At 40.6% G+C, this 25085-nt stretch carries 18 protein-coding genes and 1 pseudogene; 9 read left to right on the top strand and 10 right to left on the bottom strand.

Features of this window, described 5'->3' with window-relative positions:
- The first annotated feature begins 38 nt into the window (after positions 1–38).
- From FW757_RS07190 to serA, 5 genes are all read left to right on the top strand, one after another.
- Positions 39–1556 (top strand): S10 family peptidase, encoded by a 1518-nt coding sequence (locus tag FW757_RS07190; RefSeq protein ID WP_149982056.1) that lies wholly within the window; start codon positions 39–41, stop codon positions 1554–1556.
- Between the two features lie 107 nt (positions 1557–1663).
- Positions 1664–2218: a hypothetical protein gene (locus FW757_RS07195; RefSeq protein WP_182740357.1), complete on the top strand. Its 555-nt coding sequence runs from the start codon at positions 1664–1666 to the stop codon at positions 2216–2218.
- Between the two features lie 20 nt (positions 2219–2238).
- On the top strand, positions 2239–2835 hold the full coding sequence (locus FW757_RS07200) for a 5-formyltetrahydrofolate cyclo-ligase (RefSeq protein ID WP_182719125.1): 597 nt from the start codon (positions 2239–2241) through the stop codon (positions 2833–2835).
- A 53-nt stretch (positions 2836–2888) separates the two neighbouring features.
- Entirely contained in the window at positions 2889–3542 is a 654-nt protein-coding gene (gene rpiA / locus FW757_RS07205; RefSeq protein ID WP_145241270.1) for a ribose-5-phosphate isomerase RpiA, read from the top strand.
- 13 nt (positions 3543–3555) lie between these two features.
- Positions 3556–4785, top strand: coding sequence for a phosphoglycerate dehydrogenase (gene serA / locus FW757_RS07210; RefSeq protein ID WP_145241268.1), 1230 nt, complete (start codon positions 3556–3558; stop codon positions 4783–4785).
- A gap of 243 nt (positions 4786–5028) precedes the next feature.
- Here serA and FW757_RS07215 read toward each other — a convergent pair whose 3' ends face one another.
- Positions 5029–7113 carry a pectinesterase family protein gene (locus FW757_RS07215; RefSeq protein ID WP_446441050.1) on the bottom strand — a complete coding sequence of 695 codons (2085 nt, stop codon included), beginning with the start codon at positions 7111–7113 and terminating at the stop codon, positions 5029–5031.
- A gap of 64 nt (positions 7114–7177) precedes the next feature.
- Positions 7178–8089: a pectinesterase family protein gene (locus tag FW757_RS07220; protein WP_404688205.1), complete on the bottom strand. Its 912-nt coding sequence runs from the start codon at positions 8087–8089 to the stop codon at positions 7178–7180.
- 558 nt (positions 8090–8647) lie between these two features.
- Here FW757_RS07220 and FW757_RS07225 point away from each other — a divergent pair.
- Positions 8648–11365, top strand: a complete 2718-nt coding sequence (locus FW757_RS07225) for a TonB-dependent receptor (RefSeq protein ID WP_446441051.1) — start codon at positions 8648–8650, stop codon at positions 11363–11365.
- Positions 11366–11687: 322 nt separating this feature from the next.
- Here the strand turns inward: FW757_RS07225 and FW757_RS07230 are convergent, their stop codons facing one another.
- Positions 11688–12164 carry a hypothetical protein gene (locus FW757_RS07230; RefSeq protein ID WP_149982062.1) on the bottom strand — a complete coding sequence of 159 codons (477 nt, stop codon included), beginning with the start codon at positions 12162–12164 and terminating at the stop codon, positions 11688–11690.
- A 379-nt stretch (positions 12165–12543) separates the two neighbouring features.
- On the opposite strand from FW757_RS07230, the pseudogene FW757_RS07235 reads away from it, so the two are divergent.
- Positions 12544–12890, top strand: a pseudogene (locus tag FW757_RS07235) (group II intron maturase-specific domain-containing protein); the annotation flags it as partial.
- 99 nt (positions 12891–12989) lie between these two features.
- On the opposite strand, the gene FW757_RS07240 reads toward FW757_RS07235, so the two are convergent.
- The 3 genes from FW757_RS07240 to radA all read right to left on the bottom strand — a co-directional run bounded on the left by FW757_RS07240 (position 12990) and on the right by radA (position 16713).
- Positions 12990–13715: a hypothetical protein gene (locus FW757_RS07240; protein ID WP_446441052.1), complete on the bottom strand. Its 726-nt coding sequence runs from the start codon at positions 13713–13715 to the stop codon at positions 12990–12992.
- A gap of 521 nt (positions 13716–14236) precedes the next feature.
- Positions 14237–15169 (bottom strand): hypothetical protein, encoded by a 933-nt coding sequence (locus tag FW757_RS07245; protein ID WP_446441053.1) that lies wholly within the window; start codon positions 15167–15169, stop codon positions 14237–14239.
- 158 nt (positions 15170–15327) lie between these two features.
- A complete protein-coding gene (radA, locus tag FW757_RS07250; protein ID WP_446441054.1) occupies positions 15328–16713 on the bottom strand; it encodes a DNA repair protein RadA in 1386 nt (461 codons plus the stop codon).
- 373 nt (positions 16714–17086) lie between these two features.
- On the opposite strand from radA, the gene FW757_RS07255 reads away from it, so the two are divergent.
- Entirely contained in the window at positions 17087–19573 is a 2487-nt protein-coding gene (locus FW757_RS07255) for a PilZ domain-containing protein (protein WP_446441055.1), read from the top strand.
- 5 nt (positions 19574–19578) lie between these two features.
- Here FW757_RS07255 and serB read toward each other — a convergent pair whose 3' ends face one another.
- Entirely contained in the window at positions 19579–20592 is a 1014-nt protein-coding gene (serB, locus tag FW757_RS07260; RefSeq protein ID WP_446441056.1) for a phosphoserine phosphatase SerB, read from the bottom strand.
- Positions 20593–20888: 296 nt separating this feature from the next.
- Between serB and FW757_RS07265 the strand changes: the two genes are divergently transcribed.
- On the top strand, positions 20889–21509 hold the full coding sequence (locus FW757_RS07265) for an AhpA/YtjB family protein (RefSeq protein WP_446441057.1): 621 nt from the start codon (positions 20889–20891) through the stop codon (positions 21507–21509).
- Here FW757_RS07265 and FW757_RS07270 read toward each other — a convergent pair.
- From FW757_RS07270 to argS, 3 genes are all read right to left on the bottom strand, one after another.
- Entirely contained in the window at positions 21476–22249 is a 774-nt protein-coding gene (locus FW757_RS07270) for a TatD family hydrolase (protein ID WP_182759226.1), read from the bottom strand. The two genes, FW757_RS07265 and FW757_RS07270, sit on opposite strands and share 34 nt — an antisense overlap.
- Positions 22250–22255: 6 nt before the next feature.
- Positions 22256–22894 (bottom strand): pyridoxamine 5'-phosphate oxidase, encoded by a 639-nt coding sequence (gene pdxH / locus FW757_RS07275; RefSeq protein ID WP_145235507.1) that lies wholly within the window; start codon positions 22892–22894, stop codon positions 22256–22258.
- 422 nt (positions 22895–23316) lie between these two features.
- Complete coding sequence (gene argS, locus FW757_RS07280) at positions 23317–25059, bottom strand: arginine--tRNA ligase (RefSeq protein WP_446441058.1); 1743 nt, start codon at positions 25057–25059, stop codon at positions 23317–23319.
- Positions 25060–25085: the final 26 nt, after the last annotated feature.

A 25085-nucleotide genomic window follows, 5' to 3' on the forward strand; every position in this document is an offset into this window, starting at 1 on the left:
TATCTTTAATAGGTTAACTATTGTTTAAAGGATCCACCATGAAGCTTATCAGTATCATTAGTGTCTCTGTGGCCATACTTACTTTGAGTGTAAGCACAGCCAGTTATGCAGAAAATCAACGTCGTATCGATGTCGATAGTAAAGTTGTCACCGAACATAAAGCGCGCATCAATGGCGAGCGTTTTTCATATACCGCAACCACAGGCACACAACCGGTATGGGATGACAAAGGCGATGCCGTTGCAACATTGCAATACACTTATTATGAACGCGATAAAGTTGACGATCGCACTAAACGCCCATTGTTAATTTCGTTTAATGGCGGACCTGGCTCTGCATCTGTATGGATGCACTTAGCCTATACTGGACCACGGGTATTAAAAATTGATGACGAAGGCTACCCTATTCAACCGTATGGTGTGAAAGACAACCCATACTCAGTGCTTGATGTTGCTGATATTGTTTACGTTAACCCAGTAAACACTGGCTACTCGCGTATTCTTGAAAACGATAAGGGTGAATTACCAAGTAAAGAAGCGCAAAAAAGCATGTTTTTTGGTGTCAATGCCGACATTAAATACCTAGCAGAATGGTTAAACACCTTTGTAAATCGCACTGAGCGCTGGCGCTCACCTAAATTTTTAATTGGTGAGAGCTACGGCACAACCCGCGTATCAGGGCTTGCCCATGAATTACAAAACAGTCAATGGATGTATATCAATGGTGTTGTGCTGGTTTCACCAACAGACATTGGTATTAAACGCGACGGTCCAATAAAAGCGGCTAACCGTCTACCTTACTTTGCTGCAACGGCTTGGTATCACAAAGCTTTAAGCCCAGCATTGCAAGCTAAAGATTTAGATGAATTACTGCCAGAAGTTGAAGACTTTACCGTTAACAAGCTAATTCCTGCACTTGCTAAAGGTGGCTTTATTAATGATCAAGAAAAACGCGCTATCATTAAACAAATGGCACTGTATGCCGGTGTATCTGAAAAGTTTGTTGCGCAAAACAACCTTGATATTCCTACCAACTTCTTTTGGAAAGAACTACTACGTGAGCGCGGTCAAACGTTAGGCCGTTTAGATTCGCGCTATTTAGGCATGGACAAGCGTGACGCTGGCGAATCTCCAGACTACTGGGCTGAGCTAACATCATGGTTGCATTCATTTACACCAGCCATTAATCACTACTTGCGTGAAGAGCTTAACTATAAAACTGACGTAAAATATAACCTGTTTGGTAATGTACACCCGTGGGATCGCAGCAATAATAATACCGGTGAAAATCTGCGTTTAGCAATGGCGCAAAACCCATACCTCAATGTGATGATCCAATCAGGCTACTATGATGGTGCCACTAACTACTTTGATGCTAAATACACTTTATGGCAACTAGATCCAAGTAGTAAAATGCGTGATCGCCTAAGCTTTAAAGGCTACCGCAGTGGCCACATGATGTATTTACGCCATGCAGATTTAGAAACATCAAATAACGATTTACGTGATTTTATTTTACAGTCACTACCAAAAGAAGGTGAAGCTGCGAAGTATTAAACAGCGCTTAAAACCACAGGATTAAAAAAGCCCGTTTTTACGGGCTTTTGTTTATCGATAATTCGGATATACTCAAACTATTGATTTTACGTTTTTGGAAAACACAGATGACTGAAAACTTCCGTGTTATGTATGCAGGTCTAGCTCAAGATATTGAGCGATCGAATGCGATTAAACAACTGGCTGTAAAGCTCAAAGCCCCTGAAAGTAAAGTAGCTGCATTTTTTGAAAACAACCCCCTATTTGCCCCTTGTGAAAAAGAAAAAGCGCTCAAGCAAGCAAAGCTACTTGCCAGCGTAGGCATCAAAAGTAAACTGCAACCAATAAACAATGCACCAGCGGTAAGTAGCAGCGATGCAACCAGCCAGCGAGATGAGCGTATTTTTAACGCCCTTGATTACATCACCAGTAGTTTAATTCGCATCGAAGAAAAGCTCGACGATCTAGAGCAACGCTTACCAGCCACCACCCAACAACCAGATCCTGATGAAGGCGACGAGTGGCAAACTGACGACCTATTGCTAGATGAAGAGCTGACAACGCCGATCAAAAAACGCAGTAACATGCTGCTGTATTCACTTATAGCTATGGTTGTTGTCTTGCTTGTAGTACTGGGATTGTCGTTTGCATTCCCTGATTTATTCAGTTTTATGGATAATTAACAGATAAAGCAAAAATAAATATGAGCGAAAAAAGAGCACTGATCCGCCAAAAAATCCGTAAAGCACGTAATTCACTGTCAAAATTTGAGCAAGAAATTGCCGCAGAATCGCTTAAAGTGAATTTTACTCAACACTTAAAACAGCAAAAAACTATTAAAAACGCCCATATTGGCATTTATTTTAGCAATGACGCAGAGCTAGATACCTCATTGTTAATAAAAGACCTTTGGACTAAAAACCACACCCTTTACCTACCCGTTATTCACCCATTTAACGGCACTACTTTATACTTTCAGCGCTATGAAGAAAATTCACCCATGAGGGCAAATCGCTATGGTATCTTGGAGCCTAAGTTAAATTGTAGTCAGATATGCCCACTTGCTGAGCTTGATTATCTGCTAATGCCATTAGTTGCATTTGATGATAACGGTAACCGGTTAGGGATGGGGGGTGGCTTTTATGATAAAACTTTGGCGCGCTACGAAAAAGAAAACTGGCATAAACCACAACTGATTGGCCTTGCACATCAATGCCAACATGTTCCAAGTTTACCGGTTGAATCGTGGGATGTACCATTAAATTACATAATCACACCACAGAAAATCTACCATTGGTAAGCAATTTATTTATATACTAATGGCAATCCCTCTCACCTATTGAGCACATAATCATGACACAAGATGAATTAAAAAAAGCAGCTGCTTGGGCTGCACTCGAATTTGTAAAAAAAGACACCATTGTGGGTGTTGGCACAGGCTCAACTGTAAACCATTTTATTGATGCATTAGGCTCAGTAAAAGACACCATACGCGGTGTGGTATCAAGTTCTGACGCTTCAACCGAAAAACTAAAAGCACTCGGTCTTGAAGTATTTGAACTCAATGATGTTGATGCCCTTGACGTGTACGTTGATGGCGCAGATGAAATAAATGCGCTGAACGAAATGATCAAAGGCGGTGGCGCAGCACTAACCCGCGAAAAAATAGTCGCAGCTGTAGCAAAACAATTTGTATGTATTGTTGATGAAACAAAAATAGTGGACACCTTGGGTGAATTTCCACTGCCGGTAGAAGTTATTCCAATGGCACGCAGTTATGTTGCTCGTGAATTGCTTAAACTAGGCGGCGATCCAGTTTATCGCCATGGCGTGGTAACAGATAATGGTAACGTTATTTTAGACGTACATAACTTGTCGATCAGCCAAGCAAAAGATTTAGAGCTGACAATTAACCAAATTGTTGGCGTAGTAACCAACGGCTTATTTGCCCACCGTGGCGCAGATAAAGTGATTATCGGTACCAAAAATGGGCCGCAAATTAGATAAATAGGATGAGGATATGAGTAAGGTATCGTTAGCAAAAGACAAAATTAAAATTCTTTTGCTTGAAGGTGTACATCAAAGCGCTGTAGAAACGCTAAAACGTAACGGCTACAGCAATATCGATTATGTAAAAACCTCATTGCCTGAGGACGAACTAATTGAGCGCATTAAAGATGTGCATTTTGTAGGCCTTCGTTCTCGTACTCATATTTCTGAAGCTGTACTTGAAGCGGCAGAAAAACTGGTTGCCGTTGGTTGTTTTTGTATCGGCACTAACCAAGTTGATTTAAGTGCCGCACGCAAGCGCGGTATTGCAGTATTCAACGCACCGTTTTCTAATACCCGCTCTGTTGCTGAGTTAGTACTTGGTGAAATTTTACTATTGTTCCGTGGTATTCCAGAGCGTAATGCCATTGCTCACCGTGGCGGCTGGTTAAAAACCGCCAATGGCTCATTTGAAGCCCGTGGTAAAACTCTAGGTATTATTGGTTATGGCCACATTGGTACGCAGCTAGGTATCATGGCTGAAAATATCGGTATGAACGTTGAGTTTTACGATATTGAAGACAAGCTAACCCTAGGTAATGCCACACAAGTACATAACCTAACGCAGCTACTGCAACGCGCTGATGTTATTAGCTTACACGTACCTGAAACACCGCAAACTAAAAACCTGATTGGTAGCGCGGAAATTTCAGTGATGAAGCAAGGTTCAATTTTGATCAACGCCTCACGCGGCACTGTAGTTGATATTGACGCCCTAGCAGAAGCACTTCGTGATAAAAAAATCAGCGGCGCTGCCATCGACGTATTCCCAGTTGAGCCAAAATCAAACGATGAAGAATTTGTATCGCCACTACGCGAATTCGACAACGTAATTTTAACACCACACATTGGTGGTTCAACTCAAGAAGCGCAAGAAAACATTGGTATTGAAGTAGCGGGTAAACTAGCAAAATACTCAGATAACGGCTCAACTATTACTGCTGTTAATTTCCCTGAAGTATCACTGCCAGAGCTTGCTAACCGTAGCCGTTTATTACACGTACACCACAACCGCCCAGGTGTGTTAACCCAAATTAACCAAGCGTTTGCCCAGCACGGCATCAACATCGCCGCGCAATACTTGCAAACAGACGAAGCGATTGGTTACGTAGTAATAGACGTAGATACCGACCACTCTGAAATAGCACTAAAAGAACTAAGTGCAGTAGAAGGCACGATCAGAGCACGTATTCTTCACTAATATCAGTCAACGGTCAAAAAATAAAAGCCGTGCTTGTTAAATCAAGCACGGCTTTTATTTGGATGAAGAATACTACGTTTTTTCAACCTTAGCCGATGAAATATTGCCAGTTTTATTGTCTGTATTAAACAAGCTTCACTTAAGTTACATCTTACTGTATTTGCTTTAACGGCTCACTCTTAAGTATATATTTCAACAACTCTGTCAAAAACTTCTCTATTACTAAATGCCTCAATAGAGGCGTTAGCTAGGGTTTTCCTCTACCAAAACCTTATTGAGAAACGACGCAAGTACGCTGCGCATTTCGTCTACCCAAGGGTGAAATAGCCAAAAGGTGTGCGGTGTATCGGGTATGGTATACACTTGTTGATGGACGTTGTTTTTAATTAGCTGCGCTACAAAAGCATCTCTGCCAACATGAAAACGGTCATGGGAAGAGTTAATAAATAACGTTGCTGGAGTATGTTTACTTAAATATTCTACCGGCGAAACCGCATGCCAACGTTTTGGCTCTTGTGCATAACGCCCACCTAACCAAAGCGCTGCATAAGAAATCTTTCCAGGTTTATCTTCAAACATCCTCGCCGCTGTTGAGGTTAAATCAGCCACGCCGTCAATGTTCACGATTGCTTGCACTGCTTCGTAAGGCGATTTTGTATCGTGATTGGTACTCATGGCCCCGAATAACGTGGCCATATGAGCACCAGAAGACGCCCCTAACACCGCGATTTTTTTGGTATCTATCATATATAATTTATGATGTTGTTTTAGCCACTTAATCGCATCGTTGATATCTGCCATTGCAGCTGGATAGAGCGCCGTTTTAGAGGTTCTATATTCGACACTTACCGCCACAAAACCTTGGCCAGCTAACCCGCGTGCCGTTGGCGTTTGATGAGACTTGTTACCAGTCCTCCATCCGCCGCCATGGATCATTACGACCAACGGTTTCGCCTGCACTGCTTTATTAGGATAAAATAAGTCAAGGTGCAGCGTTGAGCCATCCACCGTTTTGTAAGCTAAGTTGTAATGTTCGCTGATGGACTGTGCTGTTTGCTCGATATTTTCCGGTTTGTTGATCGGACTAATAAAAGGAAACTGTTTCTTGTTTTTTCGATACTCACTTTCAATGGTGTACTCAGCCATTTCACCACTGAGTGAATTGACCACCTCACGCGTCGATACCTGCTGTATTGCTTGTTGAATAAGGGGAGATTGATACCATTCACCCAAGATCTTTTCCCAATTAAAAGATGCTGCTTTACTCTCATTTAACTGTCTTCTATTCGTTGTTATAAATGCCCCCGGACCGGAAGAATTGTACTCAAAAAAACGAGCATCCTCTGCTCGAAACACCTTTTTACCGCCGGTTCTAGCCGTCCCCCCCATTGGGTGCCACGCTTGTTGTTGAATATGCGCTCCCATCCAAGTATCTATAAATACTGTTTGTCCTATTGCATTAGGATCTGCATACCTTCCATCAGGGAAAGTAGTAGTTGGATGCCAAGGTCTTCCTAACCCCATACTATTGTCTTGCACTCCTTCCTCTGCGCTAAGTGCACAATCAATAAAAACCAGACCAAATGCTTGCTCAATATTAGTACTTGGTGCAGTAATAAAACCTATGGGTAACTGTTTGTTAGTTCTATTGCGGGTCACTATGTTCGACTTATAAAAAACGGCGGCTCCGCCCCCAAAAATAAAGTCAACATGACCACTTATAGTATTATTGAGAAATAAAGATTTCCCTGCTTTCGTGTAAAGAGTATCTTGATATCCACTAATTTTTACATGATTAAACAATGCTTTATCACTACCATAGTCGGTCAATACGGCCACGGCTTGTAAACCTGATACGCGTTTCGGATCATCTTTACTCATTGCATCGTAATATGGAAAATCAAAGCTATTTTCAATATGCAAGTTTTCAACACTAAAATTAGGCGATTTAATAGTTAACGTGGCTGAATTTGATGTTCCTAGATTACCACCATTTTCTGTTACTTTGCCTGAATAATCATCAAAATATAATCGAGTAGTATCAGCCCCTGCACCTGATAACGTAATAAAAGGTTTGTTAATAACGAGTTTTTCATAATAGTCACCTGGGGCTATTTTAATAATATAGGGCTGAGATAAATTATTAGGTGCTTGCTCAATAGCTTGTGCAATGGTGGCAAAAGCGTGTTCATTGTTTTTATCAACAATTGCATCAACTCGTGGTGATACGAGTTCATTCGCAGATAAGCTTTGACATATAAGTCCAAAGAAAAATAATAAGCCCTGAATAGTACCGCTTATTGTTTTTAACCGACCATGTAACTGCATGTGAAGTTTTCCTTACATAGTAAAAATAGCATGTTTAAAGTAGGCCTGTGGCGAGTAAGTAAGATCATTTTTTACTAACTATATTTGGCTGCCAGCCACGCATCACGTTTTTAATGGTGTAGTCTTGCGCTTCGACTTGACTCAGTTGATGCGCCCAAGCCACTCGCTTAATACTATTAGTCCCCTGCCCTGAGTTATTAAACTCAGCATAAAAAACGGTTTCCTGTTTACTAACATCCCCCCAATTTTGCCAACCTTCAGGAGCAATATGCTGACCTAAGTCAGAGTTAATGAACACAGTTTTAGCGTGGTGTCTCCAAGGACGGCCAAGATAAACTTTATCAACAGCAGCACTGGCAGTTAGCTTTACACGATTAAACACAAATCCAAATGCCTGATTTTTAGGGGTAGAAGCAGCTGTAATATAAGAGTTACTGAGTGACTTAACTTCACAGTCTTCGAACATTGCTGTGCCTTCACCAAAAATAAAGTCTGTGGTGCCTTCGATATAACAATCTTTGAAATACGAGCGAAACCCTTCGCCAGCTAGGTACAAGGAATCTTGATGGCCTTTGATAGCTACGTTATTTATGCTTACTCGATCAGCCTCGATATGCAAAGCAACAGCCTGCCCAACCGCGCCTGCACTATTAATAATAGTCAAATTTTGGGCGCTAAAGTCATTCCCTCGCACCATTAATGTATATGTGTGAAAGGTACTATTTCGACCTAAATTTATCTTATTAAAATGGTCGCCATAGGTAATAATTGTATTTTCTTTACTTTCACCTATTAGTTTTATTCGTGTATTCCATGAGTAAACTTCTACCTTTTCTGCATAAACGCCATTTTTAACGAAAATACTTATGTCATGCCAAGGGTAAGTTTTACTTGCATTGATTGCTGCCTGAATGGAAGTAAAATCGCCCGTACCATCTTTGGAGACTACCATGTTTGTGGCGTACTCTTGAGCCACTACCGCTCGCGTCCCAAATAATACAAGCAGCAATGTAATTAAAAGCACTAAAGGACTTGTTCTTTTGTTTAGTGTAATCACTGTCGTAACCACCCTTTTATTATTGATATCACAATCGCTCTCATCTTATGGGGACAATGACTGAACACCTGTAGCCATAACTTCTACATAGCAGTCACAGTTTGCAACATAGCTGATTTTCTGTGAGCGAAGTTAGCATGTAGCGCAATTCCAACTAATTGGACTGGTATTTATCCAAAAAATCTTCTTCAATACTTATTTCTAACAAATTATGCTACCGGTGGCAAATTTATTTAAATATCATTCCCTAAAAAAATCAGCGTGTTATTTTTTACAAAAGTAAAGCTCGCAGATCTAATGATACATTATATTAACAAACCCCTTGACCCAAACTGCCACCGGTGGCAACCTAATTAAAATAAATTTTATTAGTGGTAACTTATGTAAACAAATTAACAGCATCTCTACTTTTTATTTAACGCGCTACTTTATCAAATAGTGCGCAATTTAATCTTTCTTTGTTCCAAGGGAGCAATAATGAAACTCACACACACATTTATAAAAAGCTTAATTGCTACTAACGTGCTTGCCGCCCTTACCGTAAGTTCATTCTTTAGTAACGCTCAAGAATCTCAACCAGCAGCATCTGAGGATGTTGAGGTCATTGAAGTAAAAGGCTTTCGTGGTTCTTTAATTAAAGCCTTAGAAGCCAAACGAGATGCAGCTAATACTCGTGAGTCAATTATGGCTGAAGATATTGGTAAGTTTCCAGACTTGAATGTGGCAGAAGCCATTCAGCGAGTTCCTGGAGTGGCAATATCGCGCGAAGGTGGTGAAGGTCGTAATATTGTTCTACGAGGTTTTAGCCCGGGTTTTACCCGAACTACGCTTAACGGTATGGAAGTACCCGCAGGAAGTGATGGTCTCGATTCTGGCGGCGTAACTGTTAACAATAGTCGAGCCTTTGACTTCCATATATTTGCATCAGAGCTTTTCAACCGTATAGATATTCAAAAAACGCAAACAGCCTCGATTGAAGAAGGTGGTATTGCTGGTACAGTCGATATGTACTCTGCACGCCCTTTTGATAACCCCGGCTTCAATTCGACCCTGTCACTTAAAGGTGGCTATAATGATTTAACCAGTGAAGTTGACCCTAGGTTTGCTTTCTTAGCCAGTAATACATTTGCTGATAATACCTTTGGTACACTTTTTTCGGTTGCAGTATCAGATAGAAGTGTACGTCAAGAAGGCTTTGGCAGCGTGCGCTGGGAGCCAACAAATCGAATTGGTAATGGCACATGGGGTGACACTTCTGGGCTATCGACCATCAACGGAACGCCTAGTAATTACTGTGGTGCTGAAGAAGCTATATCCTGTTTATGGGTACCTCGGTTACCGCGGGCTGATTTTTTCGGGAATGAGCAAAAACGTATTGGGGTTACCGGTTCTTTGCAATATAAGCCTAATGACGACATGTTATTCACATTGGATATATTGCATTCTGAGTTAGAAAATGATCGCAGAAACTACAACTCTATGGAGTGGCTAGTTAATCGTGGTGCTCCGGGTGATTTCCAAGGTCAAAGCCCCGTTTCGTTTACGGTCGATGAGTCGGGTAAAGTCCTTGTTGCTGGCAGTTTTGAAAATGTCACCTCATGGTACGAAAGCCGATACCAGGTGTCCGATTCGATATTTGACCAGTATGTATTATCTGGCGATATTCAACTTAATGATCGCTGGTCGCTTGACCTTATGGCTGGTATGGCTAAAAACGACGCTGACAGAGAGGAAATTCGTTATTACTACCGATCGGTTCCCCACTTCTACTCCTATGATTACAGCAGTGGAAATGCAGTGACAGTAGATTATGGCGATTACGATACGACCGCTCCTAATAACTACCTTGATGCAGTCAATGCCTCTAATCGTAGTGACGATGTTAAAAAATCAAATACCACAGTGAAACTGGATCTCGCTTATGCCGGAGATAGCTTTGATATAAAAACCGGACTTGCCTTTAATGACAGAGAAGTAGAATATCGAACGGCAGATGGTGACTTTACTCCCTTTGATCCTTCAAAATATACAACCCCATTTCCGTATTCGGATTTTGGTAAAGGCTTAGATGGCGCTACTTTGGCTCCTTTTCTTGTTGCTGACTTTGATAAGCTAGAGGCCGACGGTATTCTTACTCATAATTATACCAATAATGCAGCTCAAGGCTGGGTGGTAGGTGAGAAAACACAAGCCCTTTACCTTGAATTAAACAGTGATCATGAAATTGGTGATATGTATCTTCGTACTAACTTTGGCGTGCGCTATGTCAACACTGAGGTCACTTCTGAAGCCATTATAAACAATAGTCCTTTGTCGGTTACGCGCGATTACAATAACTTCTTACCATCGATGAATTTAGCACTTGAAGTCACCGATGATATAGTGACGCGCTTTGCTTATGCTCGCAGCATGACTCGCCCAAGTCTAGGTAGTTTAAATATTGCTTCACCGCAGTTTGGGTATACGACTTTTACTGTAGGTAACTTAGGTAATCCTGGACTCAACCCTTATGAATCAAATGATGTTGACCTGAGTGTTGAATGGTATTTCGCAGAAGAAGCTGTTGTTGCTTTTAATGTTTTTAATAAAGACATAGTGACCTCTCTTGATACTGAAGAAGTAGAAAAACTGGTAGACGAAGAGTTTTGGCCATCTATTTACGCTGATCCTCAGTATATAGCCACAGCCCCCCTAGGTGACCCTGCATCGCAAACCTATACACACCGCATACCAGTCAATAATAACGACGGCTATAGCGTAACTGGTTATGAGCTAATGTATCAACAACCCTTTATCTTTTTAGACGGTTGGCTGTCTAACTTTGGTGTGGTTGCTAACTTCACACATGTAAGCGCACAAGACTCTACAGGCTTGTCACCCAATTCTTATAATGCAACATTGTATTATGATGAAGAAAACTATGGCGCTCGTATATCATTAAACAAACGCGATGATTACCTACTTCAAGAGCCAGCCGGAAACGGCCATGCTCAAGAGCGTAAGTTTGGTCCGACTCATGTAGACGTATCTGCATTTTATAATGTGAATGAAAACATTTCGCTTTCACTAGAAATTATTAATTTAACAGACGAAGTTGAACGTATATATGGTACCGGAGACGGAGATCTCAACTTAACGAGAGAATACAGCCATACCGGTACACAATACTTTATCGGCGCAAGTTATACATTTTAGTAAACTGCAACGAATCAGTGTCTATTTGAACTGATAAAAAAGCCCGCAGATACATAAAATATGCGGGCTTTTTTGTATCTAGCTTTTATGTAATGTTTGTAAAAACCCATAAAGATATGCAAAAAAGTAGGCTGCAATAACCGATTACTGCGTAACGCACCTTATATGTATTTGCCTTAAGCTACTTGCTTAACAGCCACATAGACTGACGAAATAAAAGAGCTTGTTTATTGAGTTAGAGTTGACCGCCACTGAATAAAAACGCTCAAAGAAAATAATAGTACCTATTGACCGAGTTAAGGCTCATATGTGTTGAGTGCCACTATCGCCATACTTCTTCTTTACACTCTTTGAATTTTTCTGAAGTGTAAATATATATTTTTTTACTTAAATTTACCCAAGATAAACCTACCTTTCTGACTTGGCAGTGGGCAGAGCTAGGAAATTTGTTTTGAATTACTTCAAATGAACCATCAGACTGCTCAAAGGATACATAAACATCATGACGTAAGCCGTCTTTACATTGATTGTTTGAATCTCGTTGATACTCATATTTGTTTCTAGGAATACTATGAATTAATGTTTCAAACTCTAATAGAACATCATCTGCTATTTTTGATTTACACGGCATTGCATTAGCGTATAAGTCAGTATTCCAAAAAATGTCACCATCACTATTTAACCAAACGAAATCTGTAGTCCGCATATTTTTCATTTCAATACGAGTTATCCAATCTCCCTCTTTAGCATGACTTACATATGGGAGTGTAATAAATAATAAAACTAGAAATATACGCATACGCTTCCTTATGGCATTTAACGAGGCTGTAGAATAACTCGTTTTTAATTTATTTTTATTGATGCATTAACCATAGTCGAGTTCCTATTTTGATTCAATCGACAACTGACTTTTACGTATAATATAAAAAGAGGATTTGCTGTTGCTTTAATGGGCGTTTTGGAAGGTATTACAGGTCTTTGAGTGGCTTATTTGGTGAGGTAGCAGCTTATCTTTATTAATGTAGTGTGTTTTACATGTGCGAATTAGTTTTCAAGTTAAACCTCTTTTACTTCTCTTTCTCTGCTCTTTGTGCAAAAGATCTTTAATTGAATTATTCAAAACGAGGTTAAGAGACGCTGCGCTTTAGAGTAATACTGATACTAGATCCATGAAGTCTTTACGCGGTTGGGTATACTATTACCTTACAGCCAATGCTTATAAGCTAACGGTGGATTTAGATCACTGGATCCGCCGTAGGATAAGAATGTGCTACTGGCGGCAATGTCGCTATTTATAAGGAATAGCACGCACCAAAGTACGCAGTTTAATGAAACTGGGTGTCAGCGAACGGCTCGCCATAGCCTGTGGTATCACCAGTACCAAAAGTAGGCGCTTGGAAGCGAAGGCCCTTGTAGAAGCTCAAAAACAAAAGGAATTAACATTGCATTAGGCAATGATTACTTAGCTTCACAAGGGTTAGTGTCATTGAGAGATATTTGGATCAATATTCATTACGGGAGATGAACCGCCCATTGCACTTCCTGTTAATAGAAAGCGCATGATGGATGGTGTGGGGGCTGGAGGTTAGAGGCCTCCGGCTACCCGATTATACGTAAATTACTCTTACTTAATTTCTTGTTTCCAATCTATTTTTTTGTAGACGGATTTTTGATTAAAATTAGTATTACCAGTTGTTGGGCTTACATAATAATATGCGCTACCAGAAACCCCTGCGCCACCAACGGAAGTGAGCTGAGCAGGCAGAGCATCGACAGCGTCTTTCGCATTTAAAAATACATTTTCTTCAGAATAAGCTTCTTTAAGCGATGGTACTGATAAAACCTGGATAGATTGGTTAATAATACGAGTTGAAATAGCCTTGTGGGTTACACTTTTAGCCCACCCAAGCGTTTTTCCAGTAAAAATATTAAGTTCATCGCTATGACCAGCATAAAATACTTCGTCTTTGATGATTTCACCATTTACTTCTAAACACCAATCTACAATCACAAAACTAGCGTAGCTAGCGTTTGTGATTACTTGGGAGTAACGATGGACTTTTGCATGCACTTTGGCTTTTTGAGATACATTTGATGTATTTTTATCTAATGTATCCAATATTGTTTGCTGTATAGATCTTTTATCTGAGTCATCAAAACTTCCCCAATTAAAAGAGCCATATGATTCATTATTTGCTGTTTCTTTATCCACAAAAATTGAAACCGCATTCACATTGGCATTATATGTGGTTGCATTTGTTAACAAAGGGAATGTTGTTTTACTTGCTGTGCCTGTCACTCCACAGCCGCCCAAAGTAAATGATAAAGTCAGAAATATTAGATGCTTCACTGGAACTCCTTTTACGTATAGCATTTTAGTATTTATGCGACACGCATTTTGTGTTGTAGTGTCGCTTGTTGAACTGAGGCGCTACCTGCTCGATGTGTCAGAGTTGGTGCTATTTATGCTATGGCTTTACTTTCAAAAAAGGCTTTTTATGACCTAAGCTATATCAAGCCAATTTAATTGGCGTGCCTGTCTCATCTAAGCTGTCCCTGCACTGAGCAGCGTTTATATTAATTTCATTAAACCTAATTTTGTGCATTAAAACAATAAACTTATTAAATATCCTGATATCACTCACTTTATATCTTTCACTATTTACTTTCGTTGCCCTCAACCACAACCTACGATAATAAATTTTACGCCGACCTGCTTTGGTTTGTTCCTAATACCTAGCGCCTAAATCCTAGTCCCTCACCCGAATCGCCAATAAAAAAGCGCGAGATTATCTCGCGCTTTGAAATGACTCAAAACTGTATTTTGTCTTAAACTTACCGCTTAAGACTTACAACTTATAGCTCTACGAGCTATTCGCCCTTCGCTTTTAAATTTATAAACTCTGCCAGTTCTTCTGGTTGCCCCATTAGGGTGAAGATCTGTTGGTTAATTTCGGTCATGGTTTGCCCTTCTGGCAAGCTTGCTGACACGGTTAATGAGCTTAAGCCTTGCGTGAAGTTTTTAATCGCTTCACTCAGCTCCTCGCTGACTGGCGCTTGTTGTAGCTGCATGTTGACCATTTGCTGCATTTGCTGCAGCGTCATACCTTGCTTTTCAAGCGTTTGTTCGACGAGTGCTTTAAATTCACCTTCGTTATTGAGGGCAATTTCGATGCTGCGTGGTTCAAGCTCTGCAAGCGCCTCCATTAGTAAGGTTTGTTGCTGTAATTGCTGCTCTAAAGTCGGCTGTTGACTACCTAGTTGTTGCTGCATTTTGCTCAGCGCCAATGAAGCATTCATCAATGCGGTTGATTTTGCTAGACCGAGGTTAAAATTAAGGCCTACAATATTTTTAGCATTAAGCGCAAAGTCGATATCACTATCACCTGATTTTTCATCATAGTTCATCAATGTATGAAGATCATAACTAGCAGCAGCGAGTTTATTGTTAGCGTCTGGTGGTAACTGCGCTAAAAAATGCTCACTGAAGGTAAAGTTTTTTATGCTCAACTCGGTACGAGGAGCAATTTTATCTACTTCGTATCCCGCCACTTCAATGCTCGCAATATTAGCAACCGGCTGCTGATCAAACCCAGTGATTTGCATATTTGATATTTCAACACTTTGCCCAAGCACGCTGGCCGAAATATCTTCATAACTGGCTGTTACACCCATTTGCTGGCTCATTAATGCAAGCTGACGATCAACTTCTACTTTAACTTCTTGAGTCAGTGCATGATTTGCATAGCTAACACCACCGATAGCCGCAGCGACAACAACAGCAACAATTGCGAGTTTTTTCATTCTATTTCCTTATTACAGTTTCTATTATCACCGTTGTTATTTAGCTTAGTCTCTAACGGCTTTAGACTTAAGATTTTGCTAAGCGTATCATTCAATAATACCTTTGATAAGGCCTAGCATAAGTAAGTGAAAATTGATTTGCACTTTTTTGAGCATGGCTAATTAATTAAACTTAGCAGTTCATGCACTGTTTTAACTGGGGTTATTTTAGCGCCCAGCCCTTCCATTGATTTATGGTAATTACGAAATGGAATAAATATTTCGGTAAAACCATGTTGGGCAGCTTCTTTAACGCGTGGCACGCCACTGTCGATTGGCCGTACGTCACCGTTTAAACTCAGCTCCCCCATTATGCAGGTGGTACGCGGTACAACAAACTCATTTAAGCTACTGAGTAAGGCAGTCACTAAGGCTAAATCGATACAGGTTTCGGTTTCATCAATTCTCAGCCCGCCAACAATATTAAAAAACGTATCATGAAAGATTTTGGTTTTAGTGTGCTTGCGTAAAATACCAGTGAGCATTTTTATTCGGTTCATATTTAAACCTACGCACACTCGCTGTGGAAACTCCGCCTCGGTTTCGGTAGTTAAACATTGTATTTCGAGCAACAAGTTGCGGTTACCTTTTCGAATGCAAGTAATGGTTGAACCGGGTGAGTCGGTACTTGATCCCGATAAAAATATTTCACTGGGGTTATCAACACTTAACATACCGCGTTCGCACATTCTAAAAATGCCTACAGTATCAATGTCACCAAAGCGGTTTTTATTGGCGCGCAAGGTACGTATTTGCCCATCGTTAGTGTCGATATGTAATAACGCATCAACAATATGCACTAAGGTTTGCGGCCCCGCTATTTCATTATTTTTATTTACGTGGGCAATGATAAACATAGTGACGTCGTTTTGCTTACAGTACTGTGTAAGCGCTTGCGCGGCACTTTTAACTTGTGACGGTGAACCTGGGCTGCCGTTTGCGGCATCAGTAACAACTGCTTGAATAGAATCGATTACTGCAAACTTGATGTTATTTTTTTCAAGCTCTTCGATAATGGTTTCAACACTGGTTTCTGATAACAAATACAATTCGTCTGGGTTGTAATCGAGTTTTAAGCGATTAACACGGTTTTTAAATTGCGATAACGACTCTTCTGCGGTGCAGTAAAGTGATGGCATACGCTGTGACATGCGCGCGACTAAATCCGATAATAAAGTCGTTTTACCCGCTCCGGGATCACCAGAAATAATATTCACAGAACCTGTAGTCACGCCACCTGATAATACTCGGTCAAGTTCACCAATACCGGTTAGTTGCTTTTCGGCTTCGGTGGTTGCGATGTCATTAATCTTTTTCGAGCCACCGCCAACGCCACCAGCATAGCCGCCAACAACGCTGCGCGTTGCTGCTTTTTTAGTTTGCCCTGCTGAGGGCTTAAATTCGGCTAAGGTATTCCATGCGCCGCAGCGACACTGTCCTTGCCAGCGTTGGTAGTTCATTCCGCATTCGGTGCAAACAAACTCTATTTTTGCCGCTTTTGCCATTAACTTTTGCCTACCTTCGTCATTTTGAAATCATTTATGTCCATACTAGGATGATCTTTAATTTATTGTTGCGTTATGGTGCGCTGAATATTGACCTTGCCAATAAGGCAATTCAACGCCACAATCGAGATATATAAAAAAGCAAGGTTTATCACTTTTACTTTAGGGCATACTTTTTGCTTAATCTTTTGAGCTTGGGCTTTTTTGATTAATAAACTAAAGTAATGAGCCATTTATTTGGCAATCTCATAATAATAAAAATTAAAGATGGTAACTCATTACACCCCACATGCTGCGAACCAGCAACCAAGTGAGTGTGTAAATACATGTGCAGTATACCAACTTTTTAGAATAGACGGTGATGGTTTTATAAATGACTGAAGACACTCTGCTTAAATATGAAAGTTTAGTTGATGAGCTTAAATCATATTTAGGTAATGCCAAATTTGACACGATCTTTAAATCGAAGACAGCGGGTTTAACAAAACCTGAGCAGTTCTTGATCAAGATGGAAATGTCGCGCTTGTCACAACCTATCGCCCGCTTTATTGATTTACGCGGCCAAGTAACAGGCCAAGTTAAACCTTATGAGTATGAAGGCAAACAACACTTTATGGATGAAACCGCCATTGCGGTATTTGAACAAGCCATAGAACGTCATGGTGGTTATACCCTTGCTGTTTACGAAGCAGTAATGAACACCGATAATAACCATCGTGTAATGCAAAAAAAAGCTGCTGAACAAGCTAAGCAACCTGAGTTACAGAATGAACAAAAATTAGATTGCCAAGTTATTAAATTTGCCTCTTATGAAAGTCGCCGTGAAGAACGGATGAACTATTCAATCAAAATCACTGTAGAACTCAGCAAAGATAACACCATTGCAGCAACCACCTCAGATATCTCTTTAAGTGGCGCAAAAATAAAGCTCTCACCACGCTATCAAGTCAAAAAAGGGCAGTTATTAGGACTGCGCCTAGTTGGTCTTGAGCAAGATTTTGAATTAGGTTTAAAAAACGGTATTCAATATGAAGTTGTTGCAGTTGAGAAAATCTCTTCGGAATTTAATCACATTCGCTTAAAACGTACTTTTATAGAAAATAACGAAAAATTTGATGAGTTTTTAGAAAGTTTTATTCACGGCAATAAGCGTCGTTATAAAGTAAATTTAGATAACACCTTAGATGCAGTCGTCTCAAAAGGCTATGAGCAGTATTATATTCCCCGTGTTGCCTCGTTATTTACTTTTTTTAGTTTGCAAAACGATAAACTCTACCCAAGTTTAGTGCTGACCACTGAAAACAATATCTTTATTCAGCGTTATTTTTGTGATGAGCGAAAGCTGTCATGTTTATACACCATTTTAAATCAGCAACGCTTAGCTCAGTTATTAAGTAACCCAGCCCCAGTTAAAGAAGAGTATTTATATACCTTTACGCACGTGGTTGCTGGAAAAGTATATTATTACTCAGCAACGCGCACTGAGTTGACTGCAGAGCCGCAATTAAGCGCATTATTTTTTGGTTTTGGTAGTCAAAAAGAAAGCTGGCAATGCTTTAAAGTACAGTTAATGCCAAGCCATCCTGAAGATTCATATATTCCGTTGAGCTTGCCAAATACCGCCGGCAAAGATATTGAAAAATTGAACAAGCCACCAACGCCTCGCGTACAAGGAATGATCAAAGACGTAAAATATCTTGTGATTTTAACCGCTGTAGGAACAGACGCTGAACAAACCCATTACCAAAGCTTTAGTTACGACAAAAGTATAGTTAATCAGCTCAAGCGCTTTGGTCACGGTAAACATAAAACCCCACCAAAGCTTGAAACCGTTGATTTAGAGTATGTAAATCTTCGCTCACATAAACGCTACTTGTATAAAACAGATGTAGTATTAACAACTCAGGATGAGCAAACACATACCGCTCATAGTCGTGATTTTTCGATAATGGGTTTGCAAATTGAGTGTGACCAACCGGTTACTTTTCAAAAAGGTGAAGTTGTTGAATTAAGCTTGCCTGAGCTGCAAAAAATAACCAAGAAGCATACGCTGAGTAAATTAAAGTACGAAGTGATGGCGGTTAGTAAATCGTTTACCACTATCAACTTAAAAGCCTTACGTATTGCTGATAACCCACACGAAGGGGTAAAGTTTTTTACGCAATTAATTGAAAATAATAAAGATAAATTAAAAGTATCTGAAGAAGCGCCAAAGGTGCCAGGATTATCGACAGCGCTGCGAAATATGGTAACTAAAAGTGTTTGCCAATTTCCGTTTTATTTACATAAAGAAGCTACACATTTTAAAACTGGAGCTATCGGTCAAGGCTTGTACCCTAGCCCATTGCATGTCATTTTACAAAACTATGGCTTGCTTAATAATACCACCAGTATTGATGCTTTTTTATCGCCAGAGCAGCTCAATGACGTGATCACACCGCTTATAAAAGATCGCAGCCGTCAAGATCCACCGTTACCTTTCACTTTATTTATTCGTTTTGATCCTAAAAAATCAACCATTGAAGACGCTATAAAAAGCAAGTGCAGTGCTGGCGAAGATTATGCCCCACAGTTACTCTTTTTAAAGAAAGGTCTTAAATCTGAGTTGCTCTTTATAATGCGTATTTATATTTCACGCACTGGCCGCCCTGATACTGATTATTTATCTAACGAACTAAAATACGTAAGCCAATATGCATTGCATAAAGCAAAAGATCTTGAAGAGGCACTATGGGCAGTCACTGGCGTTGGTGACATGGTTGATGTAACAGATGAAACGCTTAGTCATTTGGACTTTACCGCAGAGCTGGTAGAACAAATGAATAAGCGTAAACAGATTTGGCTTAAACGGCTAACTTAAATCTGTTACTTAACAGCAGGAATAGTTAGTAAATATAACAATTGTAATAGCGAGCCTTGGCAAATTGCGGCTTGGGCTTGTTCAACAACTTTAGGTTTACCGTGTACGGCAACACCGAGTCCTGCCGCAGCCATCATGGTTAAATCATTCGCACCATCACCAATCGCCACTGTTTGTTGCGTAGGTAAATTTAATCGTTGCTGTAATTGACCCAACACCACGGCTTTTTGCTGCGCATCAACAATCGTGCCTAGCACTTTACCTGTTAACTTATTATCTTTAAATTCCAAAACATTGGCATGTACTTCGTCTAGTTCAAGCAGTTTTTGCACTTGTTCAGCAAACGGCACAAAGCCACCTGAGGCAATGGCTAAATACCAATTATGCTGCTTTAGCACTTGGCATAGCGCTTTGATCCCTGGCATTAATGGTAAACTATTTTTTAGTTCATCAATTAAGCTTTGCTCAATACCCGCAAGTTTAGCGACTCGTTGATGTAAGCTTTCCCTAAAATCTAACTTACCAGCCATCGCTTGTGCGGTTACCGCAGCGACATCATCATATACATCAGCAAGCCTTGCGATTTCGTCAATACATTCAATCGTAATGGCGGTTGAGTCCATATCCATGACTAATAAACCGGGCTTAGTTAAAAGCGGTGGCTTACTAACTTGTACAAGTTGAAATCCCAATGGATGGGAAAATTCATTCAGTACCAAAGGATTAATGCTTGGACTTGGTGTCTCGCTGTAAAAACACAGTGCGGGGCTTAAATTTGGCTCTGGTTGATAACGACAAAATGCACTGACAATAAACTGCTGCTGAGCTAAAAAGTTAATTATATTAGCTAGTTGTTGGCCGCTAAAGTCCCCTGCAAAAGCAATACTAAACATTCCTTGCGGATCAGTTGGTAAGCTTGTTGGTACTAATAAAGCATCTTGATAGTGATACCACATACCTAACGACAACTGTGCCGATAACTGCTCTGATGAAAGGCTCGCAAAGCGCTCCAATGTCATGATAACTCCAAAAATGATACTAATGTCTCCCTTATAAAATAACAATTATACCAATCGGGTTAGGTTATTGGTCATTTATAGCGACGGATAAATAGAGTGATAACAAGGCATAAACTTTGATATGTAGTTGTTCTACATAAAAACTTATAACGCCGTTAGCGCTTTATTTAGCACGCTAGAAAGACTAAATATTTAAGTCGATTGGTATTAATTCGCCATAAAGGGGGATTTAAGGTTATAGTTACGCTTAGTTGTAACATCAAAAACAAAAGCTGTCAGCAGCGTAAACGGTGACTATGAAAAATAACCATCTTAAAAACCCTATTTCAGCATCTCTTAGGCAACGCCTAGTGCGATTAAGTATTGCTGCGGCATGCTTTGTATTGCTGACTTGGGTTGCTGTTAATGGTAGTTTTCAAAGCCACCAGTTGCTTTATGATAGTGCCGACAGCACAGCAAAAAGCTTAACTCGTTTTATGGCTCTCAATGCCAAAACGGCGCTACTTGAAAAAAACAAACCTGAATTAACAGCCTTATGTAACAGCATAAGCAAAGATGAGTTTGTACTGGCTGCAACGATTTATGATCAGCAAGGCATACTTATCGCCAGTAGTGATAATTGGCAAGCTCACCATATTCTAGGTAAGCTGCCCAACTCCACTCCGGGTATTAGTAAACTTAAAACTCCGTTTGTTGAACCGATAATCAGTGATGACGATCGCCCACTAGGATTTGTTGCAATAACTTACTTGACCCGCTCAGCAGTAGCAACCAGTCATAGCAGCTTTCATGACTTAGGCCGCCAAGTATTACTGATGCTAGTGATAACCTGTATTTTTACTTGGCAATTAGGCCGTGGTTTAAAGCGCTGGCAAGTAAATCGTTATATCCGAAAAAGTTCTGAGCACGAATCATAAAGCTGCTTTTGAAAACCTGCCTTATAAGGCGTTGTGATCTGTTTTAATTGGCATAACTGCTCAAACACCAAGGGTAACTGTAACGGCGTGTTTATTTGTCCTTGAAAGCCCGCTAACGGCATTGCAGGTGCATCTGTTTCAAGTAGTAAGTGCTCCGGTGCTATGTGAGCAACAACGGAACGTGTTTTTTGTGCTCGCTGATAAGTGATCACCCCGCCCACCCCGAGTTTAAAACCCTGTTTAATATAATACTGTGCTTGTTGTAATGAGCCTGAAAAAGCATGTATAACACCACCATATTTTGGCTTACAGCGCTTAAATGACTGTGCAATAAGGTCATGGCTTTGTCGATGATGCACAATCAATGGCAATTCAAGCTGATTAGCAAGGTCGATATGGTGCTCAAATATCTGAGTTTGCAAAACAATATCGTCAATACTGCGGTCAATGCCACACTCGCCAATAGCGACCAATTGCTGGCGATGTTGCACAGTAAACTCAGTCAGTTTGGCTAAATGACTGTGGTGATATTCTGCTAAAAAGTAAGGATGTAAACCTGCACCGATGCGCACTGCAGAATGCTGTTTAGCAAAAGCGCATAAAGAAAGAGATTGTGCCAAAGTGATCCCCGGCACGATCAATTTTTCGATCCCCAGCTGCTGACATTGCTGAATTAGCTTGGTGCGGGTGGCATCAAATTCAGTAAAATCTAAATGGCAGTGGGAATCAATAAACGCCATAATAAACTATGGGTTTAAACGTGTTATTTGCCAGCTGTTATCAGCTTGTCGCTGATATATAAAACGGTCATGCAGGCGGTGTGCACCACCTTGCCAAAACTCAATTTTTGTTGGCACAACACAGTATCCCCCCCAAAAATCTGGCAATGGTATTTCGCCTTTAGCAAACTTGGTTTTCATATTAGCAAAAGTTTCCATCAACACTTTACGCGATGATACAGGACGGCTTTGCTTTGAAGCCCATGCAGCTAACTGGCTTTCTTTGGGACGTGACAAAAAGTACTTGGCAACCGCTGAAGTTGGCAGTGGTTGTGCTTCACCATAAACAATCACTTGGCGCTCCATATGGTGCCACGGAAAATGTAAAGAGATTTTATTATTGCCTTTAAGCTCTTGTGCTTTACGCGAGCCGGTATTGGTAAAAAACACAAACCCGTTATCATCAAGATGCTTTAACAACACAATACGTTGCGAAGGCTGACCGGTTTCATCAACCGTTGCCACCACCATCGCCGTTGGATCTGGCAGTTTACTTGCTACCGCGTGCTCAAGCCAGGTTTCAAATTGCTTGAATGGATCATCAAGTAAATTCTCTTCGCTCAGAGCATCTTGCAAATACTCACGACGGATATCTTCAAGTTTCATAAAATTCCCTCTAGGTTCTAGGTTCTAGGTTCTAGGTTCTAGGTTCTTCAAAAATTTATAAACAACTATCTGTGTATCAAACTATTCTTAGAACCTAGGGCCTATTTCTTCCTAGTACCTTGTCACTTTTGTATGTGACTTAGGCTAAATAAACTCATTAACGCAGCTAAAGCGAACTACACACAGCAGACGTTCACCTAAGTAGTTTAGTCTAAGATAAGGCGGACACTCGACTTATCCCTATGAGCATACGCTCTTGTATGTGATTAGGGTCAGTAACTAAGTGCCAAACTACACATCTGCAAGTGTAGGAGCGCTAGCAAGGCAGTGAGTTTATTTATGCCAAGGAGCATACGTATTTTGTATGTGACTTAGGCTAAATAAACTCATTAACGCAGCTAAAGCGAACTACACGCAGCAGATTACATTTGCTCCATGACTTCGATGCCTAGTAGATCTAAGCCTGTGCGCAGCGTATCCGCTACCAAATTACACAGCACTAAACGGCTATCGCGTACACTTGGCTCTACGCCTTCTTTAAGTACTGGGCAAGCTTCGTAGAAGGTCATGTATAGGCTGGCAAGCTCGTATAGGTAACTACATAATACGTGCGGTGTTGCCTCACTGATCATTTGATCAAGTACTTCTTCTAATTGCAGTAGTTTAAGTGCAAGGGTTTTTTCTTGCGGTTCAACAATAGCGACATCTGCGTTTAAGCTTGCTGCGTCTACGCCTGATTTACGGAAAATACTGCGTACACGAGTATAAGCATATTGTAAGTAAGGTGCTGTTGCCCCTTCAAAGCTAAGCATACTGTCCCAGTTGAAAATGTAATCACTGGTTCGGTGCTTAGAAAGGTCTGCATATTTAACTGCGCCAATACCTACTTTACGGGCAATTTCACTGCGCTCTTCATCAGTTAAGTCAGACTCACGTTCAGCAAGCTTAGCAGCAGCTCGAGTGATTGACTCTTCAAGTAAATCAGCAAGTTTAACCGTGCCACCTGTACGCGTTTTAAATGGTTTGCCGTCTTCACCCATCATGGTGCCAAATGGGCAAAATTCGTAGCTAGTTTCATCACGTAGTAAACCGGCTTTACGTGCAGTAAGCTCTACTTGATTGAAGTGTAGGCTTTGACGCGCATCAACAAAAATTAAAATGCGGGCTGCGCCTAACTTGTTTGAACGGTAATCACAGGCGGCTAAATCGGTGGTTGCGTATAAGAAACCGCCACCTGATTTTTGCACGATAAACACTGATGGCACACCATCTTTATTTGCCAGCTCATCTAAAAACACCACCTGTGCGCCTTGTGACTCAACGACAATATTCTTATCTTGTAATAACTTAATGATATTGTTCAGTTCACTGTTATAAGCACTTTCAGCCATGATGTCGTCTGGTGTAAGCGTTACATTTAAGCGTTTGTATACTTCTTCAGAATGCTTTACCGAGGTTGCGATAAACAACTTCCATAGTTTTTCACAATGCGCGTCGCCACCTTGTAGTTTTACTACGTAATCACGCGCTTTATCTGCAAAACCGTCTTCATCATCAAAACGCTTTTTAGCGTCGCGGTAGAAGGTTTCTAGATCAGCAAGTGCCACAGAATCTAAATCAACACCTTGGCTGATTTGATCTTCCAGATGCGCAATCAGCATACCAAATTGCGTGCCCCAATCGCCCATGTGATTTTGACGAATGACAGTGTCGCCACGAAACTCCAGTGCGCGTACTACTGCATCGCCAATGATCGTTGAACGTAAATGCCCAACGTGCATTTCTTTAGCAAGATTAGGTGATGAGTAATCAACCACTACTTTTTGCGGTTGTGCATGCTCAGCAACAGCCAGCTTTGCATCTTGGTTTGCCGCTTTTAAGCTTTGCGCTAAAAACTCAGGTTTTAGGTGAATATTGATAAAACCAGGGCCGGCAATTTCTGTTTTGTCTGCGATATCACTTACATCTAAGTGATCAATAATTTGTTGTGCAAGCTCTCGCGGGTTGCTTTTCATTTTTTTAGCAGCGCCCATTGCACCATTAATTTGGTAGTCACCAAATTGTGGGCGGGTACTCTGTGTTACCGCAGGGTTAGTATCTGCTGGTAAGCCAGCGCCAGTCATGGCTGCGATGGCTCTTTCAATTAGTAGGGTACGAATATTCATGTAATTTATTACCTTTACCAGCTCGC

Source organism: Pseudoalteromonas sp. 1181_04 (assembly GCF_052850545.1).